The following is an 11,030-nucleotide window of genomic DNA, read 5'->3' as shown; positions in this document are numbered from 1 at the left end:
GGTCGAGATACTCAACCCCTACATCATGGGTTCTTTCCTGATGTATTTCAGCTTCTTCAAGCTGGCGCGGCTGCCCGTTACCCGCAGGCGGCGGTCACCGGCTCTGGAGCCGGCTGACGCGGCCGGGGGCGAGACTGACTGGCCTCGGTATGCCGGCCATCCGGCGGGCGCCGGTCCCTCATAAATTATCATCTCGCGGGCTGAAGGGAGCGGCCTTCCTTTTTGAGCAAGCATGTGCTCGGACGGGAAGCCTCGATCCCGAGACCGCTATTATGGTTTCCGTAGGGAGATGTTCAAACAACTGAGCCAGAGCCTCATCCCGATTGTCGGGTGAGGCTCTGGCTCGAAACACTGGATCGTGTTGGAAGTCGGTCTATTGGCTGGCCAGCGGCGCCAGCTTGATCTTGATCACATCGCCGGGCAGCACCGGGGTTTCTTCCTTGGCGGCTATTTCGGTGGTCTTGCCGTCGACATTGCGCACCAGTGAATAGAGCAGGGTCGGCTGCTGATCATTTGTCATAGCGGCCGCCATCGCGGGATCGCTGGCCTGGGCTATCAGGCCTTTCTGCATGTTCACCTTCAACGCGGCCTCGTTCAGGTCGGCCTCGGTCTGCTGCCGGTCAGTGGCGAGACTTGAACTCAAGGTGTTCTGGGCATCGATAGCATCCTGCTTCGCCTTGCTGATCGCCTGCTTGGCGGTGAGGATGGCGGTTTCGTAGTCCAGGATCTTGCCCTGCAGGTCGGCCACGGACTGGCGCGAATCCAGCAGTCGGGCATTGGCGATCAGGCCTTTTTGCGCCAGCGGACCGATGCTGGCGAGTTGCTGCTGCGCCAAGTCGACCTGCTGCTGCTGATTGACGATCTTCTTCTGCAGCGACTCGATTTCAGATTCCAAAACCCCCTTCAGGTCGTCGAGCGCCTCGAGTTTCAGCTTCAGCGCCTTTTGGTCGGCCGTCAGAATCGTCATCTCGTCCGCCACGATGGCTGGCAGTCTCGGATCGCCCTCGACCTCCTTCGGCACGTCGAAACTCGCCTTGCCGGCCATATCCGCATCGATGCGGGCGCGCCTGACGATCAGTCGAATGCGCTGGTCGTCGGAGATGTCGAACATGCCCTTGGCGGTGACCAGGTCCTTGCCGAGCTGGGGGCCGTAGTCGGCGTTGCGCCTGATGCCGCCGGCGACGCTGATTGCCTTCAACACCGTCAGGTCCGGGACATAGGGAAATTGGCCTGGGTTCTGGACTTCGCCCGAAATGTAGAATGGCCGGAACTGCGCCATCTCGACCGAGGCTTCCGGTCGGTCCGACAAAGCGAGCTTTTTCTGCAGCGCCTCGCCGATCGCCGCCGCGATTTCGGACGTGGTCTTGCCGGATGCCGGCAACTCGCCGGCGAACGGCACCGACAGCGTACCGGATGGACCGACCGTGTACTCGCCATTCACCGCCGACCAATCACGAAATGTGCCTTCGACTGTCTGCCATTCGGCGACGCGGATGGTAAGCTTGTCTTGCGAGCCGAGGCGATAGTCGCCGGCGGCGGCGATGTGCGGGACGACGAGCGCCAAGGCAAGGCATGTGGCCAGCAAACGCGCCCGCCGCAGCCGGCCGGAATCCGGGCCGCTGCGAAAGGCTTCGAACAAATCTGTTTTCAACTCAACGTTCCGATCCGCTATAGCCCCATCGCCCGATGAGCTTGCGTCGAATGGCCGATGCCAATGTCTGGCATTGGCCACCGGCCGGTCAGTAAGAACCACGCGACATCCAGACGGCCGGGACGGTCTTGATGATGATGCGAACGTCCTCGAACAGCGACCAGTTCTCGACATAGTGGCGATCGAAGGCGACGCGGCTGTCATAGGACACATCGTTGCGGCCGCTGACTTGCCACAGGCCAGTCAGGCCCGGGCGGGATTTCAGGTAATAGACGGCGGACGTGCCATAGATCTCCAGCTCGTCGCGCACGACCGGACGAGGGCCGACAAGGCTCATGTCGCCCTGCAGGATGTTGATGATCTGCGGCAGCTCGTCGAGGCTGAGTTTCCTCAGCACAGCTCCGACACGGGTAACGCGCGGATCGTTCTTCAGCTTGCGGGTGGCGATCCATTCCGCGTTGGCATCCGGGTTGGTGGCGAGATAGGTTGCCAATACCCTGTCGCCGTCCGGAACCATGGTGCGGAACTTCAGGCAAGGAAAAATCCGCCCGCCGCGTCCAATTCGCCTGTGACCGTAGAAAATCGAGCCGCCGTCGGAAAACTTGACCAGCAGCGCTATCATGACAAACAGCGGGCTGAGTGCGATCAGTCCAATCAGTGAACCGGCGATATCGAAGCTGCGTTTGAGCAAGCCGCCGATCGGTGGCGGAAAATCGATGTCAGCCTGCGAAAAGCTCGCCGTGGCCGACTTGGCAACGTCCCTCATGCCGTAAACTCCATGCGTTGAACGAATGGTTCAGCGCACGATACCAAAAAAATGTTGCAGCGCAACACACAATTTACCACCCCATTGAAATAGTCACGTCATGAATTGACTAAATAATAAGCTTGTCATGCACAAATTTCGGCGTATTTAGCACATTTGTGACAATAAATGGGCACGGCCGAAAAAATAGAGGCCTTTGTGGGGCGGTTTTTAGGCGGACCTACCTATTTGCCAAGGCAAGCTGCAAATTAGTGCTTTATCATGCCCTGATGCTTGGTGAAAACCGTATAAAATACTACTTAATATTGTCTATCTTACTGAAAAATGCCGAGGAGAGGAGATCGGCTTAGCTCCCGTTGCGTGCATTGCAGCATGGCAGAGTCGATCGCAAAAGCTCGATCAAAAATATCCGAAGTTGCCCTTGCCGCCTATTGCTCGCCTTAATAGAATTGCAAATTATACCTGTCACGGTGGCGACAGGTGGAAAAGGCCGGAAGCAACCGGTCGAGAGTGGGCGACCTTAACAAGCCCACATGACAAGGGACGGCGCTCGGGTGGGGCAATCGTGATAATACCCGAGCCGGTTTATGGGCTGTTGGGTATGGCACTTCCAAAATTCATCCTCGGGATGATTTTCGCTCTGGCGATCGTCGTCGGCTGGTCCTGGCTGGGCGGAGCGTCGATAGGCACGATATTGGTGCGCGTCATCATCTGCGCCGTGATCATTCAGGCCGGCTATTTCGTGCTCATCTACACCATGATCGCCAGGAGCGCGCCGACGCCTGCCGACATAGCCCGTGACGCCGAGCGCAAACTGAACGCACCAGAGGTCGCCGAAAGCGAGAAGCTGGGCGGTGCCAGGCGCGGCCTGCATTGATGCAGATTGCTCAAACCTGCCCCCGGTTTGTAGGCATGCTTCGAAACAAGAGACTAGGCGCCGCGTGAATCGGTTTCGGCGCGTCTTGGTCGCCGGCTCACGCGACATCGGCGGGTTCGCCCTCTGACTGTTCCCCCGACAGCATCCTCGACAACCGGCTGCCGGTTTTTTCCTTCAGCCGCTGATATTGGCCGACCTCGACGATACGGCCGTTTTCCATCGCCACCACCCAGTCGGCGAAGGCAATCATCGACGGCCGGTGCGCGATGGTCAGGATCGTCATCGTGCCGCGCAATCCGTCGATCGACCTGGCGATCAGCGACTGGTTCTGCCAGTCGAGCGCGCTGGTCGCCTCGTCCAGGATGAGCAGTGACGGCTTGCGCAGCAGCGCGCGCGCGAGCGCGATGCGCTGGCGTTCGCCGCCCGAGAGCCGCACGCCGCGATCGCCGACCACCGTCTCGAGCCTGAGGTCGAGCCGTTCGACAAACTCGCCGGCGTGCGCCTGATGCAGCGCGGCCCACAGGTCGCCATCGCTGGCCCGTGGCGCGGCAAGGCGCAGGTTCGCCGCGATCGTGTCGTGCAGGAGGAACACGTCCTGCGGCACATAGGCCACCTGGTCGCGCCAGCGACGGCGATTGCTGGCATCAATCTCGACGCCGTCGACAAGCATCATGCCGGTGGTGGGCTCCAGCAGGCCAAGCAGCATATCGGCGATCGTGCTCTTGCCCGATCCGGACGGGCCGATCAGGGCGGTGACCTTGCCGGCCGGCAGGCCGAAGGTGATGCCGCTCACCACCACCTTGTCGCCAGCATCTCCATAGGCGAAGGAGACACCGCGAATATTCAATCCCGTATTGAGGGAGAGTGTCCCGGCGTCGGCGAACTCGGTATGGCCTGGTTCGCGTTCGGCATCGAAACGTGCCTGCAGGCTGCGCATTGCCGTAAAGGCGGGCAGGTTGATCAGCACTTGCTGGGCTTGCGTCTGCATGTCCATGAAGCGCGGCGCGATGCGCATGAAGACCAGGAGCAGGACGACGATCTCGGCCAGCGACAGGTTGAAGCGAACCAAAGCCACATAGATGAACAGGCTCAGGCCCACCACGCTCGCCACTTGGAATACCGCGGTGCCGATGGTGCTGTTGCGCACATAGTCGATGTTGTCGGCCTTCATCTTCTCAAGCGTCGACCGCAGCTGCGCGAAATAGCTGTCCTCGACGTTCAGGCTCTTGGCCACCTTGATGCCGCCGAGAAATTCCGAGACCGTCCGGTACTGATCCTGTCGATTGGCGGTCAGCACACGGCCGAAGGCAGTGGCCCGTGTCCGGAAGGGCTGCAGCGCCACGAACATCAGCATGCCGATGACGACGGCAAACAGCGTCATGACCGGCGAGATGAACATGGAAACCAGGAGATAGCCAGCCAGAAGAACGGCGATCTGCACCAGCATCAGCAGTGAGAACGCCGCGCCCTGGACGCGGTCGATGTCGCCGGTCAGGGCATGATCGAGGTCGGAACTGCGCATGCGGGTAAAAACGCCCCAGCGCGCCTTGCCGATGCTTTCGAACAGGTTCATGCGAACGCGGTTGACGAAATCGAACAGCAATTTGGCCATGTAGACCGACTTGAAGCGATTGAACGCCGCCTGCGCTGCAACAAGCCCGACCAGCATGCAAAGCACGGTCGTCAGTTGCAGCGTGCCGTCAGGCACCAGCCAGCGCACGAAATCATTGTTGGGCAGCCGAACAGCGAAATCCTGGTCGGCGCGTCCGACCAGATGCAGCAGCGGGATGAGCAGCAGGATGGAGATGCCCTCGGTCAGGCTGCCGAGGATGAGGAAGAAAAGCGCCGTCCATGTTCGCCGGCCGCCGATCCGGGCAATGGCGGCGCCGAATGCGGCAATTTCTCGAAACAGCGACAGGCGAAGGGTTGGGGGCTTCGACATGGTTGCGCTTACGACCGCCGGCTGCCAGCCGACAGATCCTTTTCGATCAGTTCCACGGCTTCACCGATCCTGTCCAGGCCCGTCGGGACTTCCAGCCGCCGCACGCCGATATGGTTGGCAATCCATGAACATTGCCGAAGATGCGCCGCCGCGAAGTCGTCGGGGAGGGCCGCGCGGCCGAAGCGCGTCACATAGGAGAATTTGATGATGGCCGGCAGGGCGGCAATGGCGGGCAAGGGCGTGATGCCAGCCCTTTCGCCGCGCTTGAGGATATAGATCCTGGTCGCCGGCACCTTGTCGCCCGAAAAGTCACCGTTCAGGCGATGCTGCATCTTGTCGATCGCCGGATGCACTTGCGGCCGCACTTCCGCTTCCCCGAGCGAGATCGCCGCCGCGGCGTCGGCCGCCAGCTTGATCTGCGGAAAGCCCGGAACGGTCATTGGCTCACTCGGATTGGCGAGGTCCAGCGCCACCACGTCATCGGTAAGCAGTCGATGCCCGGCCCGGATCATCGCACTTGCGGTCGTCGACTTGCCGGCACCCTTGTCACCCATGAAGATGGCGCTCGTGCCGGCGGCGGCGATGGCGCTGGCATGCAGGACAAGCAGGCCGCGCCGGTGCAAGAGCAGCGCCATGACCGGGCCGAGCAGCGGAAACGCCAGCAGCGCGTCGTCGACGCCGGGCGCCGGTTCAATGTCGATACGGTTGGAATCGGTGATCAGGAACGCGCCCACGGCATGCCAGGCCAGATATTGCCGGTCCGCCTCGAAGCGAAAGTCGGTCGCGGCTTCGGGCGCCGGCTTTGGCAGGTCGATCGCGCCGACGGCGATCACGACATCCGCCGCCCCGGGCGGCGCCGGCTGCAGTTCGGGTAACATCACCTCCGACGCGATGGTCAGACCATAGGCGCGGTAGAAGCGGCGTTCTCGCATTGCCCGGCCATGCGGACGGGGATTATCACTGTATGCGGCCATCGGCTCGTTGCGCGGCATCACGTGGGGCTCCCGCCGTGCGGGAGTTGCCGCAGCCAGAGCGACAGCGAGGCCGAGCGCCAGACATACTGGACATCCAGGGGGGCTGCCTGATCGGGCTGGCGCAGCAGTCGCGCATAGGCAGCACTCACTTGCGGCAGATTGACATAAGGCGCGATGCGGCCTGCATCCGAGACCAGCAGCTGTTCCAGGAGGTCGCGATGATTGCGCAGCATGCCGTTGACGAGATTGGCGGTGAAGTCGATCTTGTCGCGTCGCCACTGCACCGCCTCCGGCAATACGCCTTGCATGGCGCGACGCAGCACATAGCGACCAAAGCCGTGGCTCAGCTTCTCCTCGCCCGGCAATGCCAGGCAGAACTCGACCAGCGGCTTGTCCCAGAATGGGTATCGCGGCTCGACGCCGAAATTGGCGGCGGCCTTGTCGAGAACCTCGAAAGCATGCGGGACATAGCCGTTCGACAGGATCCAGCGATGGCTCAAGGCGTCGCTGGCCTGAACGCCGGGCGGCATATAGCCGGCCCGGTGAAACCGGTCGACAAGCTCGGTGCGCTTGGCAAGGTCCGGATTGATCAGGTCGCGCCAGCTTCGTGCGCGCTGCACGTGCGCGGGCTTGCGGATCCTGTTCAGGGCACGGTTGGCCAGATGCCTCAGCTTGGCGATGCGCCAGGCCGGCCCGTAGAGGGTCAGGAACTGGAGATAAAGGCCAAGCGTGCTGTCGCCATAGGTATTGGAGGCGCTGCGGACCTCGCGCCACAGATCCATCCATCGGCCGCCATTCGCAAGCTCGTGCAGGTGACCATGGCCTTGGGAAACGACCTCGTCGCCGCCATGGCCGTCCAGCAGCACCTTGATGCCCTTGGCGCCGGCAGTCCGGTAGACACCGCGGGTGAGCGTCAGGCCCGGCGCCAGGAACGTTCCTTCCTGTTCTTCCAGCACGCGTTCGAATTCGGCGAATGGGGCATAGTTGCCGACCGGGATCAGTGTCGCGTCGACCTTCTGCTGGTCGAGAACGGCATCGATGAAGGGCCGCTCGTCCATCGGCGAGCCCTTCTCGAAAACCAGCGAGAAGGTCGGCAGCTTCGGCTTGCGCGCAGCGGCATTCTGCAGGCCGGCGACACAGGCGATAGATGAGGAATCGAGGCCGCCGCTCAGCATTGCGCCGACTGCCGAGGTCCCTCGCATGCGGTTGCGCACCGATTGCGAGAACAGATGGGCGAATTCCTCCGATGCATCCGACCGCAAGGGCCGCGCCGACGGCTCGATCTGCCAGTATCGACGCAACATCACCTGTTGCGCGGTGACGGTCAGGCTGTGGCGGGCCGGCAGGCTGAATATATCGCTGTAGGGGGTCGACTGCGGGTCGTCGGGAAGCCCGGCCAGGAAGCCGGAGATCTGGCGCTCGCTGACACGTGCGCGGATACCTTCGACGCCCAGGATCGGCCCGATCTCGGACGCGAAGGCAAAACGCCGGTCCGCCGCGTGGTAGTAGAACGGCTTGACGCCAAAATGATCGCGCGCGCAAAACAGCGATTGCCGCTCGTCATCCCAGATGGCGAACGCGAAATCGCCTTGCAGATGCTCCGGACAGGCTTCGCCCCAACGCAGATAGGCCCGCATCAGCACCATCGCGTCGGCCACCGACTGGTCGCGGATACCGAGCCTGGCCAGCAACTCGTCACGGTTGTCCAGCCGGCAATCGGCGGTGATGGCGAGCCGGCCGCCAGCCATCGTCAAAGGGCCTGGGCCGACCTCATCCGATGTGTTGAGCCAGGCGTGGCCAAGGGCGATGCTGGTGTCCAGCCACCAAGAACTGCCGTCAGGACCGCGATGGCGCATGCGCGCCAGCATTTGCTGAATGTCTGCCGCCGCGACCGCCGGTGCGTGTGCTCCGCGCAGCAGGATTCCAGCGACGCCGCTCATCGGCTGCCGTGGTCGACGAGATGGGCGAAGCCGTCGATCGATCCGCCAAGCACGATATGGTTGTCGCTGACCAGCCAGGCATGTGCTTTCAACTGCTCGCCCGTACCACGTTCGATGCCGATGCGTATCGTCGATTCATTGCCTTGGCGGGCGAGAATATACTGGCCGGAGAGCGCCTGGGTCAGGCACGTAGCGTAAGGGACGAAACGGGCCGCGGCGGCAACGCCCCAGGCGACACGCCGCAGTTCGCCCATTGAAGCGCACTGCCGCGCGTCTAGGCGCGTCACCAGGCTGCGTACACGATTGTAGGACAGCAGCGTCAGCCCCAGCCGAACTGTCGCCACCACCAGCAGGCAATGGCCAAGGAAGATCATTTCCGAGCCGCTCAGGGAGAAAATCCTGACCAGCCCGTGCCGGCTTTCGCCGCGCTTCGACTGCTTGAGGCCTGTTTCCCTCGCGGGTTCCTGCCGTAAAGCCGTGGCCCGCGAAACCAGGGCCCGCGAAACTATGGCCTGCGAAACCAGCGTCTTGTGCTGGGCCGGTTTAGACAAGTGCCTCATGATGCCGTCTCGCAAGCCCATTATCAGTCAGGCCCTTCAGCAATGCGTCGACATCGGCCTGGCAGCGCACCGGGTCGACATTATAGCGCGCAAGCACGGCGCTGCGGATGTCGCCGATCGACCGGGGCTCCTGGATCAAATCCCAGATGAAGGCGCCGACGCCATTCAGGCTGTAGTAGACATTGGATTTGAGATTGAGCAGCGCCAAGCCATCGCCGAACTCGCAGGCCACGGCATCCTTGGTCGCACTCACGCTATCGTGGTCGGCCAGATCATGGTCGGATTGCTTCCCGTTCATCCCCGCACCTCACTGACAAAACGCTTCGACATCTCCGGTTGGCGCAGGAGAAGTCGGGAGGCTGGCCCCCCGACCCCTCTTACGTCTGCTTTTGAATCCAGAGTCCCAAAATGTCACTCTGGAAACGGCTATAAGTCTCAGGAGAACGTCAGGTCGCCGATCGGCGTGTGCGCGGGGAACGACGCGTCGATCGCCGTGTTGCCGCCGCCACCCTGGGTGATGGTCTCAATCGAACCATGAACCGTCAGGCTTGGTGTCTCGTATTCATGCTTTTCAACATTCTGTTCCATTTTACTCTCCGATTTAGGACTGGAAACGGCCTGTCGAGTGCCGTCAGCACTTTTATGCTGCAATGCAATAGCTGCACGGCAGCATTTATGAGTCAAGACTGTTTTACCTTCCGTTAATCAATTACGTTGCTGGCGTCAGGACATGAGCGGCCATGCCTAAAACTTGTCACTTTTTAGCCGATTCCTTGGGCATGATGGCAGCGCCTGTGCTGATTCTTTAAGCATATGATTTTGCTTGCATAAATCGTTTGTTTTGTGCTTATTTTTAGGCTTCGCTAATGGAAAGAATTTTCGGTTTGGAAAATTCGGCCGCGGATCGGCTAAAAGACCTGGCAAGGATATTTCAGCCGCGGTTCTCACTTCTTTCCGACGCGATCTCGATAGACGCTTCGGTTGCAAAAATTCGCACTGCAAAAGGAAAGGCTTTACGGCATCGAGGTTTTTGGTGATGTTTGCTTCGCACGTGCAGCATAAGTGTTCGCGCAAACCGCTTTCTTGGGAGATTGTGCGCTAAATGGCCTTGCCTGACGGCTCATACGAACGATTGCGCGCCGCCGGCTGTGCCGACGAGGTGGCCTACGTACAGGCCTGCCTGCGATTGTATTTTGCCGGGCCGCACGCCGGCGCGGGCGACATTTCGATGCGTGATCTGGACGGTGCCAAAATTGCCGACATCGCCAGGCTGAACAAGGTCGCCACCTTTGTCCTCAAGGCCCTTTCGCGCGCACCCGCGCTTGAGAGGCCGCCTGAGCTTTTCCGATGGCTCGACACCTACCGCAGGAGGACGGTTTCGATGAACGCGTCCTGCATCATGGATTCCATGGCGGTCCATGATGTGCTGCGCGCCAGCGAGATCGATTTTGTTTTTCTGAAGGGTCCGTTCCAGCAGCAGCTTCTCTACGACGACCACTTCATGAAGCCGTCCGGCGATGTCGACATCCTTGTTTCGCCGCTCGGATTTTTCAGGGCGCGTGATGCGCTTCGCCAGATCGGTTATGAGGTATCAGGCAAGTCGAACTCCGTCTGGTGGGTCCGCTTCCTCGGCGAACAGCACATGACCCGGGACGACGGGCCGAGGTCGTCCACGGTAGATCTCCATTACCGCCTCCAGCAGCCCGGCTCGCCAAGCCCGCGCGACGCGGACGGGTTTCTGCGGCGCAAGCGACAGGTCGAAATCGCCGGTGCGACGGTGCCGTTCACCTCGGTGGCCGATACTTTGCTTTTGTCCTGCATCAGCGTCGCCAAGGCACTTTTCAACCGGGAACCCTGCGCGGGCTACGTCTGTGATATCGGTGCCAGCGCCGCCCGCCTCGACGAGGGGGATCAGCAGCGTTTGCTCGATGCCGCAACCGTACAAGGTTTGGACGACACGCTGCTGCTTGGCCTGCGCGCCGCCGATGTGCTACTCGGCGGCGCTGGCACGCTGCTGTCGCAGCGCGCGACCAGGATCCTGTCGCGCATCGGCAATGAGGATCTGCTCAGCATGGTCATCGCGCCATGGCTGCCGTCGCTGCGGTGGCCACAGCGGCGAACGGTGCTGTGGGAACTGTGCGGCCGCGCGCCGGTCCGCTATCTGGCCGAAGCCGGCTGGGCGGCGTCCGCCGATATCAGCCGCCGCATCTTCGAGCGGCCGGGAAGTCGCTGAATGAAGGCAAATTGGGTGCTGATGGCAATTCTGTAGGGCATCGAAGGAGTACGGGGCGAGGGCAAATCGATATTACCTGTACGAGAG

10 protein-coding genes and 1 pseudogene are annotated in these 11,030 nt (G+C 61.4%); 3 read left to right on the top strand and 8 right to left on the bottom strand.

Annotated features, from left to right (window positions below):
* A pseudogene (locus EN939_RS38525) lies at positions 1 to 184 on the top strand (O-antigen ligase family protein); the annotation flags it as partial.
* A gap of 189 nt (positions 185 to 373) precedes the next feature.
* Here the strand turns inward: EN939_RS38525 and EN939_RS08250 are convergent.
* Complete coding sequence (locus tag EN939_RS08250) at positions 374 to 1,639, bottom strand: polysaccharide biosynthesis/export family protein (RefSeq protein ID WP_164748995.1); 1,266 nt, start codon at positions 1,637 to 1,639, stop codon at positions 374 to 376.
* A 100-nt stretch (positions 1,640 to 1,739) separates the two neighbouring features.
* On the bottom strand, positions 1,740 to 2,417 hold the full coding sequence (locus EN939_RS08245) for a sugar transferase (protein WP_023811581.1): 678 nt from the start codon (positions 2,415 to 2,417) through the stop codon (positions 1,740 to 1,742).
* A gap of 601 nt (positions 2,418 to 3,018) precedes the next feature.
* Here EN939_RS08245 and EN939_RS08240 point away from each other — a divergent pair.
* On the top strand, positions 3,019 to 3,294 hold the full coding sequence (locus tag EN939_RS08240) for a hypothetical protein (RefSeq protein ID WP_023811582.1): 276 nt from the start codon (positions 3,019 to 3,021) through the stop codon (positions 3,292 to 3,294).
* Between the two features lie 97 nt (positions 3,295 to 3,391).
* Here the strand turns inward: EN939_RS08240 and EN939_RS08235 are convergent, their stop codons facing one another.
* From EN939_RS08235 to EN939_RS08210, 6 genes are all read right to left on the bottom strand, one after another.
* The gene (locus tag EN939_RS08235) at positions 3,392 to 5,236 is read right to left on the bottom strand and encodes an ABC transporter ATP-binding protein (protein ID WP_127267627.1); all 1,845 of its coding nucleotides are present in this window, start codon (positions 5,234 to 5,236) and stop codon (positions 3,392 to 3,394) included.
* Between the two features lie 8 nt (positions 5,237 to 5,244).
* Positions 5,245 to 6,231, bottom strand: coding sequence for a serine kinase (locus tag EN939_RS08230; RefSeq protein ID WP_127267626.1), 987 nt, complete (start codon positions 6,229 to 6,231; stop codon positions 5,245 to 5,247).
* Positions 6,228 to 8,150, bottom strand: coding sequence for a lasso peptide isopeptide bond-forming cyclase (locus EN939_RS08225; RefSeq protein WP_127267625.1), 1,923 nt, complete (start codon positions 8,148 to 8,150; stop codon positions 6,228 to 6,230). The genes EN939_RS08230 and EN939_RS08225 overlap by 4 nt, the downstream gene beginning before the upstream one ends.
* Positions 8,147 to 8,710, bottom strand: coding sequence for a lasso peptide biosynthesis B2 protein (locus EN939_RS08220; protein ID WP_127267624.1), 564 nt, complete (start codon positions 8,708 to 8,710; stop codon positions 8,147 to 8,149). The genes EN939_RS08225 and EN939_RS08220 overlap by 4 nt, the downstream gene beginning before the upstream one ends.
* The gene (locus EN939_RS08215) at positions 8,694 to 9,008 is read right to left on the bottom strand and encodes a PqqD family protein (RefSeq protein WP_127267623.1); all 315 of its coding nucleotides are present in this window, start codon (positions 9,006 to 9,008) and stop codon (positions 8,694 to 8,696) included. The genes EN939_RS08220 and EN939_RS08215 overlap by 17 nt, the downstream gene beginning before the upstream one ends.
* Before the next feature lie 137 nt (positions 9,009 to 9,145).
* On the bottom strand, positions 9,146 to 9,298 hold the full coding sequence (locus EN939_RS08210) for a lasso peptide (RefSeq protein WP_013891488.1): 153 nt from the start codon (positions 9,296 to 9,298) through the stop codon (positions 9,146 to 9,148).
* Between the two features lie 514 nt (positions 9,299 to 9,812).
* Here EN939_RS08210 and EN939_RS08205 point away from each other — a divergent pair.
* A complete protein-coding gene (locus EN939_RS08205; RefSeq protein ID WP_127267622.1) occupies positions 9,813 to 10,943 on the top strand; it encodes a nucleotidyltransferase family protein in 1,131 nt (376 codons plus the stop codon).
* The last annotated feature ends 87 nt before the right edge of the window (positions 10,944 to 11,030 follow it).

Source organism: Mesorhizobium sp. M7A.F.Ca.CA.002.05.1.1 (genome assembly GCF_003998335.1).
Taxonomy (GTDB): domain Bacteria; phylum Pseudomonadota; class Alphaproteobacteria; order Rhizobiales; family Rhizobiaceae; genus Mesorhizobium.
This window is presented reverse-complemented; position numbering and strand designations above follow the sequence as displayed.